19 protein-coding genes and 1 rRNA gene are annotated in these 24690 nt (G+C 70.1%); 16 read left to right on the forward strand and 4 right to left on the reverse strand.

Annotated features, from left to right (window positions below; all coding sequences use genetic code 11):
* Window positions 1–6: 6 nt before the first annotated feature.
* The 3 genes from ABZX12_RS31325 (at window position 7) to ABZX12_RS31335 (ending at window position 9037) form a co-directional block, all read left to right on the forward strand.
* Entirely contained in the window at window positions 7–996 is a 990-nt protein-coding gene (locus ABZX12_RS31325; RefSeq protein ID WP_355699051.1) for a glycosyltransferase family 2 protein, read from the forward strand.
* Window positions 993–3203, forward strand: coding sequence for a hypothetical protein (locus tag ABZX12_RS31330; RefSeq protein WP_355699052.1), 2211 nt, complete (start codon window positions 993–995; stop codon window positions 3201–3203). The genes ABZX12_RS31325 and ABZX12_RS31330 overlap by 4 nt, the downstream gene beginning before the upstream one ends.
* A gap of 101 nt (window positions 3204–3304) precedes the next feature.
* Window positions 3305–9037, forward strand: a complete 5733-nt coding sequence (locus ABZX12_RS31335; protein ID WP_355699053.1) for an Ig-like domain-containing protein — start codon at window positions 3305–3307, stop codon at window positions 9035–9037.
* A gap of 76 nt (window positions 9038–9113) precedes the next feature.
* Here ABZX12_RS31335 and ABZX12_RS31340 read toward each other — a convergent pair whose 3' ends face one another.
* The 3 genes from ABZX12_RS31340 to ABZX12_RS31350 are packed head-to-tail and all read right to left on the reverse strand — an operon-like array spanning window position 9114 to window position 11091.
* Entirely contained in the window at window positions 9114–9632 is a 519-nt protein-coding gene (locus tag ABZX12_RS31340) for a GNAT family N-acetyltransferase (RefSeq protein ID WP_355699054.1), read from the reverse strand.
* Window positions 9633–9676: 44 nt separating this feature from the next.
* Window positions 9677–10540, reverse strand: coding sequence for an RNA polymerase sigma-70 factor (locus ABZX12_RS31345; protein WP_355699055.1), 864 nt, complete (start codon window positions 10538–10540; stop codon window positions 9677–9679).
* The gene (locus ABZX12_RS31350; RefSeq protein WP_355699056.1) at window positions 10537–11091 is read right to left on the reverse strand and encodes a carboxymuconolactone decarboxylase family protein; all 555 of its coding nucleotides are present in this window, start codon (window positions 11089–11091) and stop codon (window positions 10537–10539) included. The genes ABZX12_RS31345 and ABZX12_RS31350 overlap by 4 nt, the downstream gene beginning before the upstream one ends.
* A 204-nt stretch (window positions 11092–11295) precedes the next feature.
* Between ABZX12_RS31350 and argC the strand changes: the two genes are divergently transcribed.
* The 10 genes from argC (at window position 11296) to ABZX12_RS31400 (ending at window position 20483) form a co-directional block, all read left to right on the forward strand.
* Window positions 11296–12327, forward strand: a complete 1032-nt coding sequence (gene argC, locus ABZX12_RS31355; RefSeq protein WP_355699057.1) for an N-acetyl-gamma-glutamyl-phosphate reductase — start codon at window positions 11296–11298, stop codon at window positions 12325–12327.
* Window positions 12324–13538, forward strand: coding sequence for a bifunctional glutamate N-acetyltransferase/amino-acid acetyltransferase ArgJ (gene argJ / locus ABZX12_RS31360; protein WP_355699058.1), 1215 nt, complete (start codon window positions 12324–12326; stop codon window positions 13536–13538). The genes argC and argJ overlap by 4 nt, the downstream gene beginning before the upstream one ends.
* Window positions 13535–14410 carry an acetylglutamate kinase gene (argB, locus tag ABZX12_RS31365; protein WP_355699059.1) on the forward strand — a complete coding sequence of 292 codons (876 nt, stop codon included), beginning with the start codon at window positions 13535–13537 and terminating at the stop codon, window positions 14408–14410. Before argJ ends, argB begins: the two co-directional genes overlap by 4 nt.
* Window positions 14407–15609, forward strand: coding sequence for an acetylornithine transaminase (locus ABZX12_RS31370; protein ID WP_355699060.1), 1203 nt, complete (start codon window positions 14407–14409; stop codon window positions 15607–15609). Before argB ends, ABZX12_RS31370 begins: the two co-directional genes overlap by 4 nt.
* A gap of 2 nt (window positions 15610–15611) precedes the next feature.
* Window positions 15612–16541 carry an ornithine carbamoyltransferase gene (argF, locus tag ABZX12_RS31375; RefSeq protein ID WP_355699073.1) on the forward strand — a complete coding sequence of 310 codons (930 nt, stop codon included), beginning with the start codon at window positions 15612–15614 and terminating at the stop codon, window positions 16539–16541.
* Window positions 16538–17047, forward strand: coding sequence for an arginine repressor (locus ABZX12_RS31380; protein ID WP_355699061.1), 510 nt, complete (start codon window positions 16538–16540; stop codon window positions 17045–17047). The genes argF and ABZX12_RS31380 overlap by 4 nt, the downstream gene beginning before the upstream one ends.
* Window positions 17048–17105: 58 nt before the next feature.
* The gene (locus tag ABZX12_RS31385) at window positions 17106–17477 is read left to right on the forward strand and encodes a sigma-70 family RNA polymerase sigma factor (protein ID WP_355699062.1); all 372 of its coding nucleotides are present in this window, start codon (window positions 17106–17108) and stop codon (window positions 17475–17477) included.
* 3 nt (window positions 17478–17480) lie between these two features.
* Window positions 17481–18164, forward strand: coding sequence for a hypothetical protein (locus ABZX12_RS31390; protein WP_355699063.1), 684 nt, complete (start codon window positions 17481–17483; stop codon window positions 18162–18164).
* A 16-nt stretch (window positions 18165–18180) separates the two neighbouring features.
* Window positions 18181–19596 (forward strand): argininosuccinate lyase, encoded by a 1416-nt coding sequence (argH, locus tag ABZX12_RS31395; protein ID WP_355699064.1) that lies wholly within the window; start codon window positions 18181–18183, stop codon window positions 19594–19596.
* Window positions 19597–19763: 167 nt separating this feature from the next.
* Entirely contained in the window at window positions 19764–20483 is a 720-nt protein-coding gene (locus ABZX12_RS31400) for a DNA-3-methyladenine glycosylase (RefSeq protein ID WP_355699065.1), read from the forward strand.
* Window positions 20484–20486: 3 nt separating this feature from the next.
* Here the strand turns inward: ABZX12_RS31400 and ABZX12_RS31405 are convergent, their stop codons facing one another.
* Window positions 20487–21434, reverse strand: a complete 948-nt coding sequence (locus ABZX12_RS31405) for an LLM class flavin-dependent oxidoreductase (protein ID WP_355699066.1) — start codon at window positions 21432–21434, stop codon at window positions 20487–20489.
* Window positions 21435–21543: 109 nt separating this feature from the next.
* Between ABZX12_RS31405 and ABZX12_RS31410 the strand changes: the two genes are divergently transcribed.
* From ABZX12_RS31410 to ABZX12_RS31420, 3 genes are all read left to right on the forward strand, one after another.
* Window positions 21544–22581: a phosphatase domain-containing protein gene (locus tag ABZX12_RS31410; RefSeq protein WP_355699067.1), complete on the forward strand. Its 1038-nt coding sequence runs from the start codon at window positions 21544–21546 to the stop codon at window positions 22579–22581.
* Between the two features lie 61 nt (window positions 22582–22642).
* On the forward strand, window positions 22643–23935 hold the full coding sequence (tyrS, locus tag ABZX12_RS31415) for a tyrosine--tRNA ligase (protein ID WP_355699068.1): 1293 nt from the start codon (window positions 22643–22645) through the stop codon (window positions 23933–23935).
* 582 nt (window positions 23936–24517) lie between these two features.
* A 16S ribosomal RNA gene (locus ABZX12_RS31420) occupies window positions 24518–24690 on the forward strand; the annotation flags it as partial.

Consider the following 24690-nt stretch of genomic DNA (forward strand, 5'->3'; position numbering starts at 1 on the left):
CAGCCGATGCGGGACACCCACCCCGAGCTCTCCGTCGTCGTACCGATGTACGACGAGGAGGAGGTGCTGCCGATCTTCTTCGAGCGGATGCACCCGCTGCTCGACGGTCTGGGCATCAGCTACGAGCTGCTGGTGGTCGACGACGGCAGCCGGGACCGGACCGCGGCGCTGTTGCTGGAGGCCGCCAAGGACTGGCCGCAGCTCCGGGTGGTCCGGCTGCTCCGCAACAGCGGTCACCAAGCAGCGCAGTCGGCCGGCTTCCGCCGCGCCCGCGGGCGGTACGTGGTCACGATCGACGCGGATCTCCAGGACCCGCCGGAGGTCATCGCCGAGTTCCTGCAGGCCGTCCGCGAGCAGGACGTCGACGTCGTGTACGGCGTGCGTTCGGACCGCTCGAGCGACTCGTGGGCGAAGCGGACGTCGGCCCGGCTGTACTACCGGCTGATGTGCCGGCTGGTCGGCAAGGACATCCCGTTCGACGCGGCCGACTTCCGGCTGGTGACCCGGCGCGTGGTGGACTCGGTGAACGCGCTGCCGGACGACGGCCGGGTGTTCCGGCTGGTGATCCCGTGGCTCGGCTTCCCGAGCACCGAGGTCAGGTACGTCCGGGCGGAGCGGGCCGCGGGCTCCACGAAGTACAGCGTCTCCAAGATGGTGCGGCTCGCGTTCGACAGTGTGACCGCGTTCTCGGCGGCCCCGCTGCGGCTGGCGACCTGGCTGGGCCTGCTCGGCGGCGCGATGTCGGGGCTGTTCGTCGTCGGCGCGCTCGTGATCAAGCTGACCGGCCGGAGCATCCCAGGCTGGACATCGACGGTGCTCACGGTCAGCGTGATCGGCGCGATCCAGCTGCTCTGCCTCGGCCTCCTGGGCGAGTACGTCGCCCGCCTGTTCCAGTCGAGCCAACGCAGACCGCAGTTCCTCGTCGGCTACGACAGCCTCGAGGACCACGGGCACCAGGAGGAGCCCGTCCACGAGAGCACGCCCACCAACAGATGAAGCGGTCCCTCCCGTGGCTGCTGCCGATCCTGGTGGCGGCCGGTGGGTTCGCGTCGCTCGGCGACGTCGGCGTCGCTCCGCCGGTCAAGTACGTCGTGTACTTCGCCGGGGCGATCGCGCTGCCTGGGACGCTGCTGCTGCGGGCCGTGTGGCGCAGTACGGGCAACTGGGCGGAGGATCTCGGACTCGGATCGGTCGTCGGCGCGACGTGGCAGCTGATCGGCTGGGCGCTCTTCACTGCGGCCGGCCTGCAGGACTGGCTGATCGTGTGGCCGGCGCTCGTCCTGATCGGTTTCGCTGTCAACGGGCGGCAGCACTTCCGGATCGCCGAGCCCAGCCCGCTGCCGATCGCGTGGACCGTCGGGCTGGCGGTGTCCGCGGCCGTGATGCTCGGCGCGGCGACGTTCGGCGTGATGGCGTACCACCCGATGCCGCCGCACGGCGAGGCGTACTACCCGGACCTCCTGTACCACCTGTCGATGGTGCACGAGCTGACCCGCGCAGTGCCGCCGGAGGTTCCCCAGGTCGTCGGCGAGCGGCTCGACTACCACTGGTTCGCGAATGCCGACATGGCCGCGGCCGTCGACGTCACGCGGCTCACTCCGCTGATCGTGCTGTTCCGTCTCTGGGTCCTGCCGTGGCTGGTCGTTTCGCTGCTCGTCTGCGCGACACTGGCCCGGATCGTCAGCCGCACCTGGTGGACCGGCGTGCTCGCCGCACTGGCGCTGGCCGCGCCGCAGCTGTTCCTGCTCGTCGACACGAGTGTGAACCTCGCACCACCGGTCAGCCTGCTCAGCCCGTCGCAGACCTTCGGCATGGTCGCGGCCGTCACCACAGCCGTCTTCCTCATCGAGCTCCTGTTCAAGAACGGCAGCCACCGGCTCTGGCTACTCATCGTGCCGATCGCCGTGGTCGGCGGCGGCTCCAAGCCGACCGTGCTGCCCTTGCTGGTGGCGGCAGTCGCCCTCGCTGCGCTCTACCTACTGGTGACGACCCGGCGGCTTCCGTGGCGTCTGATCGGTACGGCGGCGGTGCTGCTGGTTGTAGGCGCGGTGACCTTCCTGACCGTCGCAGGAAGCACGAGCGGCTCGCGGTTGCAGTTTCTGGCCGTACTGAAGTCGCTGCCCGTCTACACCGCGGCCACTGGCGACAAGACGCAGCCGGGTGACGGGGGACTGATCCTGCCTGCGCTCGTGCACGGCGAGGTGATCGGGACGCTCAGTCTGCTGCTAGGACTGCTGCTGACACTTCAGGCCATGTCCTGGGCCGGGCTCGGCGTGGTCGGACGCAAGGACCCGGTCGCGTGGTTCTTGCTCGGCGCCATGGTCGCGGGCTGGGCCGGCTACCTGCTCGTCGACCACCCGTCGGTGAGCGAGTCGTACTTCGTCTACACCGCCGCACCGTTCAGCCTGGCCGGAGCCGGATGGTTCGCCGCGACCAGTGCGCGCGCATCGGGCCGGCCGGTGCCGATCGCGGTTGCCGCCTTCGTGCTGTCGATCGGGTACGCCGGCCTGCTGGTCTGGGCCCGTGGCGTCCCAGCTGCGTCGACCGGTCGCCAGTTGTGGCTCAGCACCCGGATGCTGCTCGTCGTGCTCGGCATCACGCTGTTCCTGCTGCTCGTGTGGCGGCTGACGTTGCGACAAGCAGGCGGCGGCATGTTCGTCGTCCTCGTACTGCTCTCGACCGCTCCGATCAGCTCGTTCGTGCAGAGCGCGATCCGGGGTGACACCGAGAAGGCGCCGACGTACCGGGCCGCGCGGTGGTGGGTGTACCCGGACGAGGCCGAGGCGGCGCTGTGGCTCGGGCAGAACTCCGCCGCAGGCGATGTGGTGGCGACGAACACCTGGTGCCGTCCGGCAGGTCCGCCCGCGGCCGGCTGCGACGCCCGCGGCTATCTCGTCAGCGGTATCGCCGGCCGCCGCACGCTGATCGAGGGCTGGGCGTACACGAACCAGGCGATGGCCCGGCAGGGCGACGGCGGCCGCCGCTACACCGAGCAGCCGTCGCCGTGGCCCGACCGCGTCGCCCTCACCAACCAGGCCCTCACCGCCCCGACGGCCGACGTACTGCGCAGGATGCGCGACGAGTACGGCGTTCGGTGGCTGTACGCCGACACGCGCAACGGCCCGGTGTCGCCGGCGCTCGACCAGCTCGCCGTCCGCCGACACAGCGTCGGCAAGGTCCGGATCTACGACCTCGGAGAGTGATTTAGCCGTAACATGGAGTCCGCGTGGGCCGTTACGTCTACGCAGGCCCGCCCGCCACGCGGCCGCAGCAATGCACCTGATTGCTCGGGAGGGCGGGACTGATGCGGGCAACCCGACCGGGGGCCATTCTTGTTGCCACCGGCCTGTTGAGCCTCGGCACTCTCACTGCGACGGCGTACGAGGTGCCGACGACCCCGTTCGCCGGGGCCACCACGGTGATGCCGGGCTCCGGACTGCGGCAGACGATCACCGTGAGCGGGCCGACCGAGCTCGGCGATCCGACGACCGCCGGATTCCGTGGCATCGGTCCGGCCACCTACCAGCCGGCGATCGGGACGAGCACTCCGGCGCAGGACGTGGTGGTGAACACCGGCGACTGTGCGTCCACCGGCGGCTGTGGCGAGCGCGGCACCGTGACGATCGCGTTCTCCCAGCCGGTGCGGAACCCGATCCTGCACGTCGGCGGCCTCGGCGGATCGGTCACCCGGACCGTGAGCGGCCGGACGACCGCGCAGTCCGAGCTGCACGCCGTCCTGAAGCTCAGCACCGCGGGCCTCAGCCTCACGAAGCTCGGCCAGGGCAACAACCTGGCGGTCACCAGCGACACGATTACCGCCGCCAACCACGACACCGGGCCGAACTGCGTCAACACCAAGTGCCCGTCCGGCCTGGACACGTCCGCGACCGCCGCCTGCGGATCGGTCCGCGTGAACGGGGTTGTCGCCAAGGTCAGCTTCGACGTGACGGCGCTGTTCACCAAGCACCCGAAGCTTCCCGCGGTGAACAACGGCTCGTCGGGCGACGCGTTCTCGGTCGTCGCGTCGGCTCCCGAGGACTTCGGCGACGCACCGGCGTCGTACGGCGCCGCGTGGTCCGCGCTGAGCGACGTACACCTCGGGAAGGACGTCACCGAGGACAACGCCGGCGTCGCGAACGGCACGACCGGCCCGGTGACACCGGACCAGGCCGACGACGGTGTCGCCTTCAAGCCGCTCCGGACGAGCCAAACGACGTACACGACCGACCTGCAGCTCGGGGGTACGTCGAAGGCAGGGCGGGCGTGTGCGTGGATCGATGTCAACGTCAACGGGACGTTCGAGCCGGGTGAGCGGGCGTGCGCCGCCTTCGCCGCCGGGCAGACCACGGTCACGCTGCGCTGGGCCGAGCTCGCGCCGAGGGCCGGCGCGTCGTACGCGCGGGTGCGCGTCGGGTACAGCGATGCGCAGGTCGAGAAGCCGACCGGCGCGGCCGATGCCGGCGAGGTCGAGGACTACCCGTTCGCGATCACGCCGCCGCCCCCGCCCGTCCTGACCGACGACACCGCGACGACCGCGTTCAACACCGCTGTTGTCGTCAAGGTGCTCGCCAACGACAAGCCGGGCGACCCTGGTACGCCGCTGGCGCCTGGGACGCTCTGTCTCGTCGACGGCAACAAGTGCGTGCAAATGGTGAACGTCGTCGGGCAGGCCAAGTACGTCGCCGGGCCCGACGGCACTGTTCGCGTCGAACCGGTGCCCGGCTTCGTCGGACCGGGCAAGCCGATCACCTACCGGGTTGCCGACAGCAACGGTACGGCGGTCACGGCGAAGCTGACCTTGACCGTGGCGCTTCCGGATCGGCCGGTCGCGAGCCCCGACGCCGCGACCACGCCGCAGAACGTCAGCGTGTCCGTCAAGCCGCTCGCCAACGATCGCGCCGCCGCGGGCGTGCAGCTGGTGCCCGGTTCCGTCGTACTGCGTGATCCGGCCGACGCGACGTTCAAGAAGAAGGTCGTGATCGCGGGCGAGGGCGAGTACGTCGTGAAGCCCGGCGGTGGTGTGGACTTCGTTCCGAAGCCGCAGTTCACCGGCGTCGGTACGTCGATCGGCTACCGCGTCACCGACACCACTCGCCAGACGGCCGAGTCGACGCTGACTGTCACGGTCACGCGGGTGACCCCGACCGCGAACGGCGACTCGGTGTCGACCGCGTTCGACACGGACCTCGTCGTACCTGTGCTGGACAACGACCTGCCCGGTTCGCCGGACGCACCGCTCGTGCCGGCCACTCTCCGGCTGGTTGATCCGGCCGGCGAGCGGCTCGTCGAGCAGGTGACGATCGCCCGGCAGGGGACGTACCTGGTCGCGGCCGGCAGCGTGACGTTCCAGCCCCTGCACGGCTTCACCGGCGTCGGCACGCCCGTGACTTATCAGGTGCTCGACAAGAACGGTACGGCGGCGCGCGCCGAGCTGACCGTCTCCGTCGCTGCGCCCGGCCCGCCCGTCGCGAACCCGGACACCATCACCACGCTGCAAGGCCGGTCTGTCGTGGCCGCCGTGCTTGCCAACGACAAGCCGGGGCCGACGGGGGCGGCGCTGAAGCCAGGCAGCGTGCGGCTCCTGACACGGACGCAGCCGGTGCTGTCGCTCGTCATCGCGGGCCAGGGCAAATACTCGGTGCGGGCCGACGGTCGCGTGCTGTTCGAGCCGTTGCCGACGTTCAGCGGTACTGCGACCGCGGTCGGGTACCAGGTCGCCGACAGCAACAACGCGATCGGCAGGTCGACGCTGACCGCCCGGGTGACCAAGGTCATCCCGGACGCGTCCGACGACACCGCGGGTACGGCGTACGACGCCAGCGTGACGGTGCCGGTGCTCGCGAACGACACGGCCGGCGACCCGTCGGTGCCGCTCGTGCCGACCTCCGTGCGGCTGATCGATCCGACCACGAAGCTGCCGGCCGCGACGCTGGTGATCCCCGGCCAGGCGACGTACAGCGTGACGGCGGACGGGACGGTCGACGTCGATCCGCTGCCGAAGTTCACCGGCCCCGCGACGCCGGTCAGCTACCGGGTCTCGGACGTGAACGGTACGACGGCCACGGCGACGCTGGCCGTCACGGTCGCGAAACCGCCCGCGCCGACCGCCGCACCCGATACCGCGACCACGAAGCAAAACGTCACGGTTCGCGTCGCACCGCTCGCCAACGACCTCGCCGGACAGGGGACCGCGCTCGATCCGCGCAGCCTCGCGCTCGTCGATCCGGCCGACGGCTCGCCGAAGAAGGCCGTCAAGATCCCTGGGCAGGCCGACTACCAGGTCACCCCGGACGGCGCGGTCACCGTCGACCCGCTGCCCGGCTTCCGGGGCGTGACGAGTCCGGTCGGCTATCGGGTCGCCGACCTGTTCGGCCAGACCGCGCGGTCCACGATCACGGTCACGATCACGCCGATCACCCCGGTCGCGGCGGATGACGCCGCGCGGACGCCGTACGACAAGAGCGTCACGGTGCAGGTGCTCGCGAACGACAAGGCCGGCGACCTGACGGCGCCGCTGGTCCCGGGCAGTCTGCTGCTCGTCGATCCGGCCGACGGTGCTTCGAAGGCGACGGTGCGGATCCCCAACGAGGGCACGTACTCGGCCGCCGGGGGAGTGGTCCGCTTCGATCCCGGCGCCACGTTCCGTGGTCCCGGTACGCCGGTGACGTACCAGGTGGCGGACGCCAACGGGACGAGGACGACCGCGCGGTTGACCGTCACCGTCGGCCGGCCGCCGGTCGCGGTGGCCGACAACGCATCGACGCTCCAGAACGTGACCGTGACGGTGAACGTGCTGTCCAACGACCAGCCCGGCACCGACGCGACGCTTGATCGCGGTTCGGTCGGCCTGAACGGGTCCGCGAAGAAGTTGACGGTCGCCGGTCAGGGCATCTATACGGTGCAGCCGACCGGCTCGGTCGAGTTCGACCCGCTGCCGGGCTTCCGGGGTCACGCGAGTCCGGTCAGTTACCGGGTCGCCGACTCGGACGGCAATCACGCGACCTCGACGTTGAGCATGACGGTGACGCCGGTCAATCCGGTCGCGGTCAACGACTCGGTGATCACGCCGTACGGGCATCCGATCACGGTCGACGTGGCCGCGAACGACAAGCCCGGTGACGCGTCGGCGCCGCTGAAGCCGGCGAGCGTGGTGGTGAAAGACGCGGCCGGACAGTTCGGCAAGACGATGACGCGAGCCGGCGAAGGCAGGTATGCGGTCGATGCGTACGGCGCGGTGACCTTCACGCCGGCCAAGGGATTCCAGGGGGTGACGACGCCGACGACGTACCGGATCGCCGACGCCAATGGCACGACCGCGGACGGACTGCTGCTCTTGACGGTCGGCAAGGGGCCGACGGCGGTCGCGGATGCTGTTGCGGTCAAGCAGAACGTGACGGTCACGGTCGACCCGCTGGCGAACGACGAGCCAGGGACGGGCGCCCAGCTCGATCCGAAGTCGGTCCAGTTGTTCGGCGGGACCTGGGGACCGCGGGTGGCGATCCCCGGGCAGGGTGTGTTCACGGTGAAGGCCGGGAAGATCACGTTCGACCCGGAACCGGCGTACCGCGGCGTCGTGTCGGTCGCCTATCGGGTCAGCGACACGACCGGCAACAAGGCGAGCGCATCTGTCACGGTCACGCTCGCGCCGGTCGTCCCGGTGATCAAGGACGACGCTGCGGCCACGCCGTACGAGACCGCGATCACGGTGGACGTACTGGCGAACGACAAGCCGGGTGACGCGAGTGCACCGCTCGTACCGGGTGGCGTGCGGCTGATCGACCCGGCGACCGGGAATCCGCTCGCGGCCCTGTCCGTACCGGGGGAGGGCACGTTCACGGTGCAGCCCTCAGGGGCGATCCGGTTCGCGCCGGCGGACGGGTTTGCCGGGGCGGCGGTCCCGGTCGGGTATCAGGTGGCCGACCGCAACGGCACGCTCGGCTCCGGTGCGCTGACGATCACGGTCCAGGCACGCCCGGTCGCCGTACCGGACGAGGCCCGGACCAAGCAGCACATGGCGGTGACCGTCGACCCGCTCGCCAACGACCAGCCGGGGCCGGGCGCGACCCTCGATCCGGCGTCGGTGCTGCTGGTCGGGCCGGGTGGTGCGCTGGTCGACCACGTGACGATCCGCGGGCAGGGCGCGTACGTCGTTGCCGGCGGCAAGGTCACGTTCACACCGGAAGCGGCGTTCACGGGCACCGCGCGACCGGCGGCGTACGACGTGAAGGACAGCAATCACAACTCGGCGCGATCCACCGTCACCGTCACGGTGCTGCCGGTGCGACCGGTCGTCGTCGACGACAGCGCGAAGACGGCGTTCGGTACGCCGGTCGCGGTGAACGTGCTCGCCAACGACAAGCCCGGCGACCCGTCCGCACCGCTTCGCCCGGGATCCGTCGTACTGCGGGACCCGGCGGACGGTCGTGAGAAGAAGACCGTGACCGTGCCGCACGAGGGCACCTTCGTCGTCGGCGCGGACACTGTCGAGTACACCCCGGCGCAGGGTTTCGCCGGTACGACGACCGCATTGGCCTACCGGGTCACGGATGCGAACGGCACGTCGGGCACCGCACTCATCGACGTCACGGTCGCCGGCCCACTGCTCGCCAAGGCGGCCCCGGACGCGGCCACTGGAACACCGGGCAACCCGGTCGCGGTGAACCCGCTGCTCAACGACAGCGGCACGATCCAGCCGGGCTCGGTCTGTCTCCGGACGCCGGGCGGCGCATGCGCGAAGCAGGTCACGAGCGGCGCGGGCACCTGGTCGGTCGGCGCGGACGGCACTGTCACGCTCAAGCCGGTGGCCACCTTCACCGGTACGGCGAAGGTGACCTACGAGCGGACCGATGAGACCGGCGCGACGCTCGCCGCGCCGGTCAGGCTCACCGTCGGCGCCGAGCCCGCCGAGGACCTCCGCACCGTCAACCGCGCCGAGCTCCCGCCGACCGGCGGACCGCCGCCCGTCATCCTCACCCTCGGCGCCCTGCTCGCCGCACTGGGCACCACCCTCGTGCTGCTGTCGCGCACCCGCAAGTGATTCCCCAGGCCATCACAATTGCGCTGCCGGCGGCTGTCACCGCGTGCTCGTGCCCGGCGCCGGCGATTGTGATGGCCTACAGATCCAGGACCAGCATGATCTCGTCGCGGTAGTCGTCGGCGGCGACGCGGACGGCGCGCGGGTGGCGGCCGACGACGTGGTAGCCGAGCGGGCCGTAGAACTTCTCCAAGCCGAGGCCATCGCGGATCGTCAGCTGCAGCTGCTCGAGACCGAGATCGACGGCGGACCCGCGCAGCCCCTCCATCAGCACCCGGCCCGCGCCGGTGCCCTGGCTGCCCGGGTGGACCATGACGCGCAGCACCGTGCGCCAGTGCGCCTGCAGGTCGCTGCCGCGGCTGACCAGCATGCCCATCCCGACGTACCGCTCACCGTCGTGCAGGACGCCGAGCAGGTCCAGGCCGGCCGCGACCCGCCCGAGCGCGCCGTCGAGGTTCTCCGCGATCTTCCCGACCGGAGCCGGCGCGGTGTACCCGACCGCGCCGCCCGCGTTCGTCGCCGCCACCCACGTGTCCAGCAGGTCTGCCCGCAAGCCCGGCTCGAGCGCGTCGTCCGGGGTCGCCACCAGGTACTTCACCGCACCTCCATCTGCGACTGAGTTGCAGATAGTCTACGGCGCGGTCACTTCACCTGGCGCAGCTTGTCCGGGTTCCGAATCAGGTACAGGTCGCTGATCAGGCCGTCGCTGACCTCCAGGAACGCGACCGTGTCCGGCTCGTCGCCGTCGTAGGCGATGTAGGCGACCTCGCCGTTCAGCGTGCCCATCCGGATCTCGAACCCCGGGTTCTCCGCGATCACCGCGAACAGCCAGCGGGCGATCTTCTCCGCGCCCTGGATCGGCCGCAGCGCGGCCCGCTTCTTGCCGCCGCCGTCGCTGATCAGGACCGCGTCCGGCGCGAGCAGCGCGACCACCTGGTCGAAGTCGCCCGACCCGGCGGCCTGCATGAACCGCATCGTCAGCTCGTCGTGGCTCGCCTTGTCGACGTGGTGCCGCGGCTGCCGCGCGTGCACATGGCTGCGGGCCCGGTGGGCGAGCTGCCGGACGGCGGCCTCCGAGCGGCCGAGCGTGTCCGCGATCTCGTCGTACGGCAGGTCGAAGACCTCGCGCAGCACGAACGTGGCGCGCTCGAGCGGCGAGAGCGTCTCGAGGACGACGAGCATCGCCATGCTCACCGAGTCCGCGAGCTCGGCCGCGGCCGCCGGGTCGTCCTCGTCGGTCGCCAGCGGCTCGGGCAGCCACGGGCCGACGTACTGCTCGCGGCGCGCCTTCTGCTCCCGCAGCCGGTTCAGTGCGAGCCGGGTGGTGATCCGGATCAGGTACGCGCGCACGTCGCGGATGTCGTCGTGCTCGATCGCGGACCAGCGCAGCCACGCCTCCTGGACCACGTCCTCGGCGTCGGACACGCTGCCCACGACCCGGTACGCCGCGCCGACCAGCACCGCCCGGTGCTCGGCGAACTCGCGGGCGAGTTGGTCGTCGGTCATCGGACCGGCCTCAGTTCGCAGAACTCCTTGAAGCCCTGGCTGGTGAGTCCGAGGGCGGAGTTGATCCGGGAGCGGTAGTTCTCCAGCGCGACGATCGCGGTCAGCTCGACCAGCTGCTCCTCGCTCAGGTCCTGCCGCAACCGCTCGACCTGCTCGTCGGTGACTTCCGGTGGAGTGGCCGTCATCGCCTCGGTGTAGTCCATCACCGCGCGCTCCAGATCCGTGTAGACGTCGCTGTCGCGCCACCTTGGCACATCGTGCAGCTTCGCCGCGTCGACACCCTGGTGGTGGAACTCCCAGTAGCCGAAGTCCATGCACCAGCTGCACCCGATCCGCGCCGACGCCACCATCACCGCGAGTGCCTTCAGCTCCGGGGCGAGCGCCTTCCAGCGCGCCGCCGTACCCTCCAGCAACGCCGTCGACAGCAACACCGGCCGGTTGTGCAACGCCACCTTCACCGGATCCGGCACCTTCCGGAACTTCCGCCGGCTGCCCCACTCCACCAGCCGCACCACCAGCCCCCGCCGGTGCACCATCCCAACCCGAGCCATCCCAACCTCCAAGATCCGTCGTCACCCACAGGACACGCGGCACCCCTCCCTTCGTGACGTGACCCCGCTCACACGCCGCCCGTGGTTCCACTTTGTGCATGAGATCCGTAGCGTCGGAGGCCGGCCGTACGGATCCGGTGCACAAGGTCGCCGCGGGGATGGACACGGTTGGATATTCATGCGGTTCGTGGCATACTCATTCACATGAGTGTGACGGTGGCGGTGGCCGGGGCCAGTGGGTATGCGGGGGGTGAGCTGCTCCGGTTGCTGAGTGGCCACCCGGACGTCGAGATCGGCGCCCTGACCGCCGGAGGAAACGCCGGTACGGCGCTCGGCGTGCACCATCCGCACCTCGTGCCGCTGGCCGGGCGCATCCTGGTCGAGACCACGGCGGAGAATCTCGCCGTTCACGACGTGGTGTTCCTGGCCCTTCCGCACGGACAGTCCGCCGCCATCGCCGAGCAGCTCGGCGCTGACGTCACCGTGATCGACTGCGGCGCGGACTTCCGGCTGACGGAGGCCGAGGTGTGGACCGAGTTCTACGGCGGCGAGCACGCCGGCTCGTGGCCGTACGGGCTCCCGGAGCTCCCCGGGCAACGGGACAAGCTCCGCGGGTCGAACCGGGTCGCCGTACCGGGCTGTTACCCCACCGTCTCCACGCTGGCGATGCTGCCGGCCGTGCAGAGCAAGCTCGTCGACCCGACCCAGCTGGTCGTGGTCGCCGTCAGCGGTACGTCGGGCGCGGGCAAGGCGCCGAAGACGCACCTCCTCGGCGCCGAGGTGATGGGATCCGCCTCGGCGTACGGCGTCGGCGGCGTCCACCGGCACACGCCGGAGATCGAGCAGAACCTCGCGCCGTACGCCGACCAGCCGGTGAGCGTCTCGTTCACGCCGGTGCTCGCGCCGATGGCCCGCGGCATCCTCGCCACCTGCAGCGCACCCGTCGCCGACGGCGCCGACTACGCGACGCTCCGGAAGGCCTACGAGGACGCGTACGCCGACGAGCCTTTCATCCACCTGCTGCCCGAGGGGCAGTGGCCGCAGACCCAGGCCACCCTCGGCGCGAACACCGTGCAACTGCAGGTCGCCCTCGACCGGCGCACCGGCCGCGCCGTCGTCGTGGCCGCGATGGACAACCTCACCAAGGGCACCGCCGGCGCCGCCGTGCAGTGCATGAACCTGGCCACCGGTCTCGACGAGACCACGGCCCTGCCCCTCGTAGGAGTAGCCCCGTGACCGTAGGTATCACACCGGACGCTGCGCTGAATTTTGGAGTCGATCGGAGCGCCGGAGTGACCGCGCCGGCCGGCTTCCGAGCGGCCGGGGTGATCGCCGGGATCAAACCAGCCGGTACGCCGGACCTCACCGTCGTGGTCAACGACGGCCCGCACGACGTCGCCGCCGGCGTCTTCACCACCAACAAGGTGAAGGCCGCGCCGGTGCTCTGGTCGCAGCAGGTGCTGTCGGCCGGCGCGTTGAAGGCTGTCGTGCTGAACTCCGGCGGCGCCAACGCCTGCACCGGGCCGGAAGGCTTCCAGGACACCCACAAGACCGCCGAGAAGCTGGCCGAGGTGCTCGGCGTCGGCGCGGCCCAGATCGGGGTCTGCTCGACGGGCCTGATCGGCGAGCGGCTTCCGATGGACAAGGTGCTTCCCGGGATCTCCGCGGCGGTCGACGCGTTGGGCGACGGACCCGAGGCCGGTCTCGCGGCGGCGACCGCGGTGATGACGACCGACAACGTGCCGAAGCAGGCCGCGCTGAAGCACGCCGACGGCTGGAGTATCGGCGGGCTCGCCAAGGGCGCGGGGATGTGTGCGCCGAACATGGCGACGATGCTGAGCGTGATCACCACCGACGCCGTCCTCGACCAGCCGCACCTCGACCACGCGCTGCGGAACGCGGTCGCCAAGACCTTCAACCGGCTCGACGTCGACGGCGGCACCTCGACCAACGACACCGTCCTGCTGCTCAGCTCGGGCGCGTCCGGTGTGCCGGTCACGCCCGAGGCGTTCGAGGCGGCGCTCACGGACCTGGCTGCTGACCTGGTGAAGCAGCTGCAGGCCGACGCCGAGGGTGTCACCAAGCATGTGAGCATCACGGTGCAGGGCGCCGCGACCGAGGCGGAGGCGCTGGCCGCCGCCAAGATCGTTGCCGAGGACAACCTGTGCAAGACGGCGTTCTTCGCCTCCGATCCGAACTGGGGACGGATCGCGATGGCGGTCGGCAACGCGCCCACGGCGTTCGACCCGTCGCTGCTCGACATCACCCTGAACGGCGCGGCGATCTGTGTCGCGGGCGGCAAGGGCGTGGACAGGTCCGAGGCGGACCTCAGCGGTCTCGAGATCGACGTGGTGATCGACCTGCACGCAGGCCCGGCGTCCGCGACGGTCCTCACCACGGACCTGTCGCACGCGTACGTCGAAGAGAACTCGGCGTACTCGTCATGATCCAGGCGGATGCGATCGAGAAGGCCGCCGTACTGACCGAGGCCCTGCCGTGGCTGAAGCAGTTCCACGGCAAGACCGTCGTGGTGAAGTACGGCGGGAACGCGATGGTCGACGAGAAGCTCAAGCGCGCGTTCGCCGAGGACATCGTGTTCCTCCGGTACGCCGGGGTGCGGGTCGTCGTCGTGCACGGCGGCGGGCCGCAGATCAGCGACATGCTCGGCCGGCTGGGCATCGACAGCGAGTTCCGCGGCGGGCTCCGGGTCACCACGCCCGAGGCGATGGACGTCGTCGGGATGGTGCTGGTCGGCAAGGTCGGCCGGGAGCTGGTCGGGCTGCTGAACGCGCACGGCCCGTTCGCGGTCGGCATGTCCGGTGAGGACGCGGGCCTGTTCACCGCGGAACGCCGGACGGCGCTGGTGGACGGCGAGCAGGTCGACATCGGCCTGGTCGGCGACGTGGTCGGGGTCCGCCCGGAGGCGGTGATCGACCTGATCGACGCGGGCCGGATCCCGGTGGTGTCGACGATCGCCCCGGACGAGGACGGTCAGGCGCACAACGTGAACGCCGACACCGCCGCCGCCGCGCTCGCGTCGGCGCTCGGCGCGGAGAAGCTCGTCGTCCTGACCGACGTCGCCGGGTTGTACCGGAACTGGCCGGACAGCGACGAGATCATCACCCAGATCGACACCGCCGAGCTGGCCCGGTTGCTGCCGTCGCTGGCGTCCGGCATGGTGCCGAAGATGGAAGCGTGCCTGCGCGCCGTCGAATCCGGGGTCTCCCGGGCGACCGTGATCGACGGCCGTGTGCCGCACTCCTTGCTGCTCGAGATCTTCACCGACGCCGGAAGTGGAACCCAGGTGATCCCGTCATGACCGAGCTCCTGACCGTCGACGGCACGCAGGCGGCGCTGACGTCGCGCTACAGCGGTGCCTTGATGAACACCTTCGGTGCGCCCAAGCGGGTCCTGGTCCGCGGCGAGGGCGCGTACCTGTGGGATGCCGACGGCAACAAGTATCTCGACCTGCTCGGCGGACTCGCGGTGAACTGCCTCGGCCACGCGCACCCGTTCGTGGTCTCCGCGGTGACGTCGCAGCTCGCCACGCTCGGCCACGTCTCGAACTTCTTCGCCTCCGCGCCGCAGATCGCGCTCGCCGAGAAGCTGCTCGGCCTGTTCGACGTGCCGGGCAAGGTGTTCTTCACCAACTCCGGCACCGAGGCGAACGAGGCGGCGTTCAAGATCACCCGGCGCACGGGCCGGACCAAGATCGTCTCGACGGTCGGGGCGTTCCACGGCCGGTCGATGGGTGCGCTCGCGGTGACCTGGAAGCCGGCGTACCGGGAGGCCTTCGCGCCGCTGCCCGGCGACGTCGAGTTCGTCCCGTACGGCGACGCGGACGCGCTGGCCGCGGCGGTCGACGACGAGACGGCGGCGGTGGTGCTCGAGCCGATCCAGGGCGAGAACGGCGTCGTCGTGCCACCGGCCGGCTACCTGCAGGCGGCGCGGCGGATCACGTCCGAGCACGGCGCACTGCTGTGGATCGACGAGATCCAGACCGGGATCGGCCGGACCGGGACCTGGTTCGGGTACGAGAACGACGGCATCACGCCGGACCTGGTGACGGTGGCGAAGGGCCTCGGCGCCGGGATCCCGATCGGTGCGTGTGTCGGGCTCGGCCCGGCGGCCGACCTGCTCCAGCCGGGCAACCACGGCACCACGTTCGGCGGCAACCCGGTCGCGGCGATCGCCGGGCTGGCGGTGCTGACCGTGATCGAACGGGACGGCCTGCTCGCGCAGGTGAATGCCGTCGGCAACCACCTCGCGTCGTCGATCATCGCGCTCGACCACCCGCTGATCGCCGGTGTCCGCGGCCGCGGGATGCTGCTCGCGATCCAGCTGACCGCGCCGGTGTCGGACCAGGTGGCGGCACTCGCGCTGGACGCCGGCTTCGTGATCAACAACCCGGTCCCGGACGCGTTGCGGCTGGCGCCGCCGTACATCCTCGGCAAGGCTGATGCCGACAGTTTCGTCGCGGCCCTCCCGGGGCTGCTCGACCAGGTGGAGGTTCCGTGACGATCCGGCACTTCTTGCGGGACGACGACCTGTCGCCGGTCGAGCAGGACGAAGTACTGACGCTGGCCGCGCAGCTGGCGGGGGACCGGCACGGGCACCAGCCGCTCGCCGGGCCGAAGACCGTCGCGGTGATCTTCGACAAGTCGTCGACCCGGACCCGGATCTCGTTCGCGGTCGGGATCTCCGAGCTCGGCGGCGTACCGCTGGTCATCGACGCGCAGACCTCGCAGCTCGGCCGCGGCGAGCCGATCGCCGACACCGCCCGGGTGCTGGACCGGCAGGTCGAGGCGATCGTCTGGCGGACCTCCGGCCAGTCGCGGATCGAGGAGATGGCCGCGGCGTCGTCGGTGCCGGTGATCAACGCACTGACCGACGAGTTCCACCCGTGCCAGATCCTGGCCGACCTGCAGACCGTGCGGCAGCACAAGGGCTGGACCTCCGGGCTGAAGCTGGCGTACCTCGGCGACGGCGCCAACAACATGGCGCACTCGTACCTGCTCGGCGGCGCGACCGCCGGCATGCACGTCGTCATCGGCTCGCCCGCGGACTACCAGCCGGATCCGGACGTGCTCGTGCGCGCGGCGGCGATCGCCGAGGCGACCGGGGGATCGGTCGCCTGGACGGAGGACCCGATCGCGGCCGCGGACGGCGCCGACGTGCTCGCCACCGACACCTGGGTGTCGATGGGCCAGGAGGCCGAGGCAGCCGAGCGCGAGGCGCCGTTCGTCCCGTACGCCGTGACCGGGGAACTTCTCGCCAAGGCGAAGCCCGATGCGATCGTGTTGCACTGCCTTCCCGCCTATCGTGGCAAGGAGATCGAGGCGGCCGTGATCGACGGGCCGCAGTCGGTCGTCTGGGACGAAGCCGAGAACCGGCTGCACGCGCAGAAGGCGCTGCTGTCGTGGCTGCTGGCAAGGAGTTTCTCGTCGTGAGCGTTGCGGTTCCCACCACCAAGACGGCCCGCCAGCAGCGGATCGTCGATCTGCTCGGCCGGCAGCCGGTCCGGTCGCAGACCGAGCTGGCCGACCTGCTCGCCGCGTCCGGGCTGGTCGTCGGGCAGGCGACGCTGTCCCGCGACCTGGTCGAGATCGGCGCGGTGAAGGTCCGCGACGCCTCCGGCCAGCTCGTGTACGCCGTACCGGGCGAAGGCGGCGACCGCACGCCGCGCGCCGGCGAGGCGGCTGCTTTCGAGGCCCGCCTGGCCCGGGTCGCGTCCGAGCTGCTCGTATCGGCCGAGGGCAGCGCCAACCTCGTCATCCTGCGAACCCCGCCGGGAGCGGCCCAGTACTTCGCGTCCGCGATCGACCACGTCGGCCTCGACGACGTCCTCGGCACCATCGCCGGCGACGACACCGTCATGGTCGTCTCCCGCAACCCCACCGGCGGCCCCGACCTCGCCGCCCGTTTCCTGTCCCTCGCCGCCCGCGAACCGAAGTAGCGAACGCTGACGCCGACCATCGCCAAGTACGAGGTGAGGTGGGTGGAGGGGAGCGGCGATGGACGAATGGTTCGTGGCGCAGGTCGATGCGCACGGCGGTGACATCCACGCGTACCTGAGCCGCCGTACGGCCGACGGAGTCGCGGACGATCTGCTCGGTGAGGTGTGGGTCGCGGCGTACGCTGGTCGCTCGTCGTTCGACCCCGATCTGGGCTCCCCGCGCGCCTGGCTGTTCGGAGTGGCTCGGCACGTGCTGCACGGCTACTACCGCAAACGTCGACTCCGCGTACCGTCGCTCCTCGGCTTCGAGCGGCCGGTGGACGAGACGGACGCGGTCGACGCTCGCCTGGATGCCGCGGCCCTCGGGCCGGCTCTGCCAACGCATGGACGAGCACCTCACCGACCCCGCCAGGACCCGACAGGAGGCTGACCGATGAACCCCACCGATCATTGGGACGACCTGAAGTCCGCCGGCGCGGTTCCACCGCCGGCCGCGGAGGTCCTCGCTCACGCCCGCCGTCAGCTTGACGAGGCCGCCGCACGATCACGTACGCGCACCGTTCGTCGCCGGGTGCTCGTGCCCGCTCTGGCCGCGACGACCATCGCTGCCGCTGTCATCGGCGGCGTCGCGATCTACCGTGGCGCCTCGGAGCCGGACCCGGTCGCGATCCCCGGCCCACGATCCAGCGCTTCTCAGCCGAGCGCTACGTCGTCCCGGCCGAGTCAAGGGATCGCCGGCTCCTGCGCAGTCGTGTATTCGCCGGCGGAGCTGAAGCAGCGCGCCTTCGCGTTCGACGGCACCGTCCAGAAGGCCGTGCGTGCTCCGGGCGGGACGTTCCCGAGCTACTTGCTGACCTTCACGGTCCACGAGTGGTTCAAGCCGGTCGGCGGCGGCCGGACCGTGACGGTGCGGACCGCCACCCCACCGCAGGGATCCGGGTACGACGTGTCCGTCGACTTCCCTGACTACACCGTTGGCAGCCGGCTGCTCATCGCAGGCGAGCCACAGTGGGGCGGGGCCGATCCGTTCGAAGACGCTTACGCGTTCGGATGCGGCTTCAGCCGGGCCTACGCGCCGGGCGATGCCGCGACCTGGCGCACGGTGTTGAGCAAGTGACTGAGAGGATGATTTTGTGAGCACTGGAGAGAGCGCTGCCCTGTGGGGCGGACGTTTCGCGGGAGGGCCGGCGGATGCGCTGGCGGCGTTGAGCAAGTCGACGGATTTCGACTGGCGGCTGGCGCCGTACGACATCGCCGGGTCGAAGGCGCACGCGAAGGTGCTGCACCGCGCGGGGCTGCTGACGGACGAGGACCTCGACGCGATGCTCGCGGGGCTCGACGGGCTGCTGGCCGACGTACTGTCCGGCGAGTTCCAGCCCGCCGCCGAGGACGAGGACGTGCACACGGCGCTGGAGCACGGTCTCCTCGTCCGGCTCGGGCCTGAGCTGGGCGGACGGCTGCGTGCGGGACGGTCCAGGAACGACCAGGTCGCCACGCTGTTCAAGAGCTACCTGCGGGACCACGGCCGGATCATCGGGCGGCTGCTGCTGGAGCAGGTCAACACGCTCGCGGAGCAGGCCGAGCGGCATCTGGGTGTCGCGATGCCCGGGCGGACGCATCTGCAGCATGCGCAGCCGGTGCTGCTGTCCCACCACTTGCTCGCGCACGCCTGGCCGTTGCTCCGGGACCTCGACCGGCTGGCCGACTGGGACGCGCGGGTGGCGGCGGATTCGCCGTACGGCTCGGGCGCGCTGGCCGGCAGCTCGCTCGGGCTCGACCCGGTCTTCGTCGCGCACGAGCTGGGCTTCACGAACTCGTCGGCGAACTCGATCGACGGTACGTCGGCGCGGGACTTCGTCGCGGAGTTCGCGTTCGTCACCGCGCAGATCGGCGTCGACCTGTCCCGGCACGCCGAGGAGGTGATCATCTGGGCGACGAAGGAGTTCGGTTTCGTCGAGCTGGACGACGCGTTCTCGACCGGGTCGAGCATCATGCCGCAGAAGAAGAACCCCGACATCGCGGAACTCGCCCGCGGCAAGGCGGGGCGTCTGATCGGGAACCTGAGCGGTCTGCTGGCGACGCTGAAGGCGCAGCCGCTCGCGTACAACCGGGACCTGCAGGAGGACAAGGAGCCGGTCTTCGACTCCATCGACACCCTCGAGGTGCTGCTGCCCGCGTTCACCGGGATGATCCGGACGCTGCGCTTCAACGCGGACCGCCTCGCAGAACTCGCCCCGCAGGGCTTCTCACTGGCCACCGACATCGCCGAATGGCTGGTCCGCCAGAAGGTCCCGTTCCGCGTCGCGCACGAACTCGCCGGCGCCTGCGTCCAGGAATGCGAGAAGCGCGGCATCGAACTCTGGGACCTCACCGACGACGACCTGGCCGCCATTTCCCCGCACCTGACCCCCGAAGTCCGCACGGTCCTGACCGTCGAAGGCTCCCTGACCTCCCGCAACACCCGCGGTGGTACGGCGCAGGCGCGAGTCAGTGAACAACTGACCGAGCTACGCGACCGCGCCGCCGCCCACACCGCCCGCCTGACCTGACGGCAGCCACCAGCAATTCGCCGGCGATTCGGGAGACCTGAGACAAGTAACGGGGCCTGGAGACCTGCTATTACCTGTCTCAGGTCACCAGATCAGGTCCCCGGTCAGTGCCCTCGCCCACCCGGCCGAAGGGCCGGCCTGCCTGGCGGTCGCCTAAGGTGCTGCGCATGCGTCGTTCTCAGCTGGCGGGTCCTGTGTTGGAGGTGGCGCCGCGGCTGTTGGGGGCGGTGCTGCGCAGCAGCACCGACGAGGGCACGGTTGCCGTCCGGCTGACCGAGGTCGAGGCGTACGACGGGCCGAACGACCCCGGCTCGCACGCTTACCGGGGTGAGACACCGCGCAACGCGGTCATGTTCGGTCCGCCCGGCTTCCTGTACGTGTACTTCACCTACGGCATGCACTTCTGCATGAACGTCGTCGCCGGCCCGGAAGGCGTCCCGTCGGCCGTCCTGCTCCGCGCCGGCGAGGTCATCGAAGGAGTCGACCTCGCCCGCGCCCGCCGCGGTCAGACAACGCCGCAGAAAGTGGTCGTCAACCAAGCTGTCAACCAAGCTGTCAACCAAGCTGTCAACCAAGCTGTCAACCAAGCTGGAGTCCGCAAGGGTCAGCTCCCCAAACGTCCCGCCACCAACCCGGACCGCGACCTCGCCCGTGGCCCGGCCCGCCTCTGTGTTGCCCTGGGCATCGGACGCGAGGGCAACGGCGCCGACCTGCTCGCGAAGACGTCGTCCATCCAGATCCTCGACGGCTCCGGCTTCGACGGCGTACCCGCGACCGGCCCGCGCGTCGGCCTCCGCGAAGCACCCGACCACCCGTGGCGCTTCTGGATCCCGAACGACCCGACGGTCTCGCCGTACCGACCGCACGTCCCGAAGAAGCGCGCCTAGGTCCTACCGGTTCGCCAGCTCGAGCACGTAGTCCAGCTGCGGCAACCCGTGCTCGACCTCCGGATCCGGGAACAGCCCCACATGGTGCACCCCGGCCGCCTCCAGCCCGGCGACGTGTTCGGCTGCGTCATCCACCGTGCCGATCGCGCCGATCGCGGTCCACCAGTCAGCCGGCATCCCGACCAGCCCCGCCTCGCCGGACGCGTCGTACAGCGCCTTCATCTCGTCGAAGAACGGCAGCGCGGTCAGCTGCGGCGGCCGGTCGCCGATCCGCGAACCGAGCCACGGCGCGGTCCACTCGTACGCCGTCTTGCGGTCCTCGCGGACGCACATCGACGTGAACACCGCGACCACGAACCCGTCGGGTGATCCGGCGTGCTCCACCGACTGACGCACATACGCCGCGGTCGCGGGCTCGGCCAGAACGACCCCGTCGGCCACCCGCCCGGCCAGCGCCATCGACTTCGGGCCCTGCACCCCGAGCAGGATCGGCGGTACGTCGGCCGGCGGCGCGTCCAGCTTCACTGCGTCGAGGTGGACCGTCGTCCCCTCGAAGCTGACCTCCTCGCCGCGCAGCAGCCGGGTCACACTGGTCGTCACCTCGTCGAGCGCCGTCAACGGCGACTTCGGCCGGACGCCCATCTGCCCCATCCACGACTGCACGCCATGACCGATGCCCGGCAGGAACCGCCCGGGCCCGAGGGCCTCCAGCGTCGCGAACTCCATCGCGGTGACCGCGGCCGTGCGCGCGACGGCCGGCACGATCCCGAGCCCGACGGTCAGCCGCTCGGTCGACGTCAGCGCGGCCGACACCAGCGACGGGCCCGCGGTGAAGAAGCAGTCCTCGATGATCCACAGCTCGTCCGCGCCGCCGCGGTCGAGCCGCCGCGCCACCTCGGTGACGAGCGCGGCCGGATAGGTACGCGGGAAGCACATTCCGAGAGCGGTCATGGAGAGACGGTAGGCGACGCGACCGACAGTTCGTGAAGGACGTGTGAAAGGTGTCCGCGGACCGCGAGGCAGGGCGACTAGCGGCCCGTGCGACGGGTAGGTTTCCGGTATGGCCCGTCCGCACTACTCGTCCCGTCTCGAGGACTGGTTCAACCTCGGGGTGCAGGCGGTGCTTCGGCGTCGTGGCTGGCAGGAGCGGATCATCCCGCAGGTCGGCTACGGCAACACCGAGTTCGTCCGGGTGCTGGCCCGTGTGGTGCTCGGCCGCGATCCGCGCAACCAGCCGCGGTACGACGAGGACCAGGTGGTGCGCGGCTGGCGCGTGTTCGTGACGGCGCCGGCGACCAAGGTGCCGGTCACCGTCACGGTCAGCGGGCAGACGTTCGAGACCGTGACCGATCGCGGCGGCTTCATCGACTTGAACGTGCCGGTGGTGCTGCCCCCGGGGTGGCACGAGGTCGTCCTCGGGGTGCGCGGCGACCGCCAGGCGCGGGCGCGGATCTTCGTCCCGGACCCCGAGGCCACGTTCGGACTTGTCAGCGACATCGACGACACGGTGATCCTGACGATGCTGCCGCGTCCGCTGATCGCGGCGTGGAACACGTTCGTCCGCGACGAGCAGGCGCGCCGCGTCGTACCGGGAATGGCCGGTCTGTACGAGGAGCTGCTGGCGGACCACCCCGGTGCACCGATGTTCTACCTGTCCACCGGGGCGTGGAACACCGCGCCGACGCTCACCCGTTTCCTGGCCCGGCACGGGTACCCGCTGGGCCCGTTGCTGATGACGGACTGGGGACCGACGAACACCGGCTGGTTCCGGAGCGGCCAGGAACACAAGCGGACCGCACTGCGCCGGCTGGCTCGCGAGTTCCCCAACGTGCGGTGGGTGCTGATCGGTGACGACGGCCAGCACGACCCCCAGTTGTACGGCGACTTCGCGCAGACGCATCCGGACCATGTGCTGGCCATCGGGATCCGCCAGCTGACCCCGGCCGAGCAGGTCCTGTCCCACGGTCTCCCGGTCCCGAATACGGACCCCGGCGCCCATGACCCGCACAGGCCCACCGCCGTCACGGTGCAGGGACCGGACGGACACGCGCTGCGCCCACAGCTCCGGTCGGTGCTGACACGTCCCGAACCCACCTGAGTCGCGGTACGCCGCCGTACAGGACACTGGTACCGACCCGACGTACTCGAGGAGAGAACTAGTGACCGAACGCCGCACTCAGGTGCTCGACGACCTGCAGAGCCGTGGCCTGATCGCCCACTCCACCGACCCGGACGCTCTCCGGGCCTCGATGGCGGCAGGACCGATCACCTCCTATGTCGGGTTCGACCCCACCGCGCCCAGCCTGCACATGGGCAACCTGCTGCAGCTGCTGACGCTGCGGCGGCTCCAGCTGGCCGGCCACAACCCGATCGGGCTCGTCGGCGGCGCCACCGGGCTGATCGGTGACCCGAAGGAGACGTCCGAGCGGGTGCTGAACCCGAAGGACGTCGTGCACGAGTGGGTCGAGAAGGTCCGCGCCCAGGTGGAGAAGTTCGTCGACTTCGATCCGTCCCTGCCGAACCCGGCCCGGATCGTCAACAACTACGAGTGGACCAAGGACCTCAACACCCTCGACTTCCTGCGGGACATCGGTAAGCACTTCCCGGTAAACCGGATGCTGGGCCGGGAAGTGGTGAAGGCCCGGCTGGAGCAGGGGATCAGCTACACCGAGTTCAGCTACGTGCTGCTGCAGTCCCTGGACTTCCTGGAGCTGTACAGGCGGCACAACTGCACGTTGCAGACCGGTGGCAGCGACCAGTGGGGGAACCTGACCGCGGGCGTCGAGCTCATCCGCCGTACGGAGGCCGGCAAGGCGCACGCCCTGGCGACGCCGCTGGTGACCAAGTCCGACGGCACGAAGTTCGGGAAGACGGAGTCCGGCACGGTGTGGCTGGACCGGGAGCTGACAACGCCGTACGCGTTCTACCAGTTCTGGTTCAACAGCGACGACCGGGACGTGATGCAGCTCCTGCGCTTCTACACGTTCCGCACGCCGGAGGAGCTGGCCGCCCTCGAACAGGCGACCGCGGAACGTCCTCAGGCCCGCGAGGCGCAGCGAGCGCTGGCGGAGGAGCTGACCACCCTGGTTCACGGGGCCGACGAGACCCTGCGCGTGCAGGAGGCGTCGAAGGCCTTGTTCGGCCAAGGAGAGTTGAGGTCGCTGGACGGCTCGACCCTGGTGGCGGCGCTGCGCGAAGCGCCGCATGTGGAGCTGGGCGCCGGCGAACCGATGCCGACGTACGGCGACCTGCTGGTGAAGTCGGGGCTGGTGGCCAGCAAGTCGGCTGCGCGGCGCACGGTCGCAGAAGGCGGCGCGTACCTGAACAACGAGAAGGTGAAGGACGCCGAGTACGTGCCGGCCGCGGAGGACCTGCTGCCTGGCGGCGTGCTGGTGCTGCGTCGCGGGAAGCGTTCCTTCGCAGGGGTTCTGGCCGCGCGGACGCAGGGCTGACGGTGCCGGCGTGGGAGTGGGCTGCACTCCCACATCCGGGTTGCCCCAGGCAAATTACAGGCCTGTGATTCGGCGCACCCCGGGCGGATTTGACCGGCCACCTGCGGGCCACGTAATGTTCTCTTTGTTGGAGCGAGGCGCAGGACGCGAAGGCGGCCGGTCGCTCCGAACCCCCCAAGGCTAGCTGAGCCGAACCGGGTTGTCTGACTCGGGGCGGTAGCTTGGATGCGGGTGGAGGGGTCAGAAAAACTGGGACTTGACTCGGTGGTTCTGCTCCGGTAAAGTAGCGAAGGTTGCCCCGGGAGTCTGGCTGGAAGGTCAGACTGCGGTGTGCGTCCGATTCTTGAGAACTCAACAGCGTGCCGAAAGTCAATGCCGAAAGATGCATTAACCCCGTCCACAGGCGTTGAACGATTTCTCCTAGCCCTGGGTCTTTGATCTTGGGGTGTGGGTTGTTGTTTGTCTGTGGGTGGATTCCTTTGAAATTATTACGGATGACAAGCCAGTTGATGGTTTTGTTTCTGATTCAAAGGATCGCTTTTCGATTGTCGACTCTCCAGCTTTGCTGGTTTGTCATATTTTTCAACGGAGAGTTTGATCCTGGCTCAGGACGAACGCTGGCGGCGTGCTTAACACATGCAAGTCGAGCGGTAAGGCCCCTTCGGGGGTACACGAGCGGCGAACGGGTGAGTAACACGTGAGCAACCTACCCTCAACTTTGGGATAAGCCTCGGAAACGGGGTCTAATACCGGAT

Origin of the sequence: Kribbella sp. NPDC003505, assembly GCF_040610875.1 — a bacterium.
Taxonomy (GTDB): domain Bacteria; phylum Actinomycetota; class Actinomycetes; order Propionibacteriales; family Kribbellaceae; genus Kribbella.

What these genes read in the sequence shown, in the direction of transcription:
- ABZX12_RS31325 (WP_355699051.1), top strand. Translation starts at nt 7, where the DNA reads ATGCGGGACACCCACCCCGAGCTCTCCGTCGTCGTACCGATGTACGAC.
- ABZX12_RS31330 (WP_355699052.1), top strand. Translation starts at nt 993, where the DNA reads ATGAAGCGGTCCCTCCCGTGGCTGCTGCCGATCCTGGTGGCGGCCGGT.
- ABZX12_RS31335 (WP_355699053.1), top strand. Translation starts at nt 3,305, where the DNA reads ATGCGGGCAACCCGACCGGGGGCCATTCTTGTTGCCACCGGCCTGTTG.
- ABZX12_RS31345 (WP_355699055.1), bottom strand. Translation starts at nt 10,540, where the DNA reads ATGACCGACGACCAACTCGCCCGCGAGTTCGCCGAGCACCGGGCGGTG.
- ABZX12_RS31350 (WP_355699056.1), bottom strand. Translation starts at nt 11,091, where the DNA reads ATGGCTCGGGTTGGGATGGTGCACCGGCGGGGGCTGGTGGTGCGGCTG.
- argC (WP_355699057.1), top strand. Translation starts at nt 11,296, where the DNA reads ATGAGTGTGACGGTGGCGGTGGCCGGGGCCAGTGGGTATGCGGGGGGT.
- argB (WP_355699059.1), top strand. Translation starts at nt 13,535, where the DNA reads ATGATCCAGGCGGATGCGATCGAGAAGGCCGCCGTACTGACCGAGGCC.
- ABZX12_RS31370 (WP_355699060.1), top strand. Translation starts at nt 14,407, where the DNA reads ATGACCGAGCTCCTGACCGTCGACGGCACGCAGGCGGCGCTGACGTCG.
- ABZX12_RS31385 (WP_355699062.1), top strand. Translation starts at nt 17,106, where the DNA reads ATGGACGAATGGTTCGTGGCGCAGGTCGATGCGCACGGCGGTGACATC.
- ABZX12_RS31390 (WP_355699063.1), top strand. Translation starts at nt 17,481, where the DNA reads ATGAACCCCACCGATCATTGGGACGACCTGAAGTCCGCCGGCGCGGTT.
- ABZX12_RS31400 (WP_355699065.1), top strand. Translation starts at nt 19,764, where the DNA reads ATGCGTCGTTCTCAGCTGGCGGGTCCTGTGTTGGAGGTGGCGCCGCGG.
- ABZX12_RS31405 (WP_355699066.1), bottom strand. Translation starts at nt 21,434, where the DNA reads ATGACCGCTCTCGGAATGTGCTTCCCGCGTACCTATCCGGCCGCGCTC.
- ABZX12_RS31410 (WP_355699067.1), top strand. Translation starts at nt 21,544, where the DNA reads ATGGCCCGTCCGCACTACTCGTCCCGTCTCGAGGACTGGTTCAACCTC.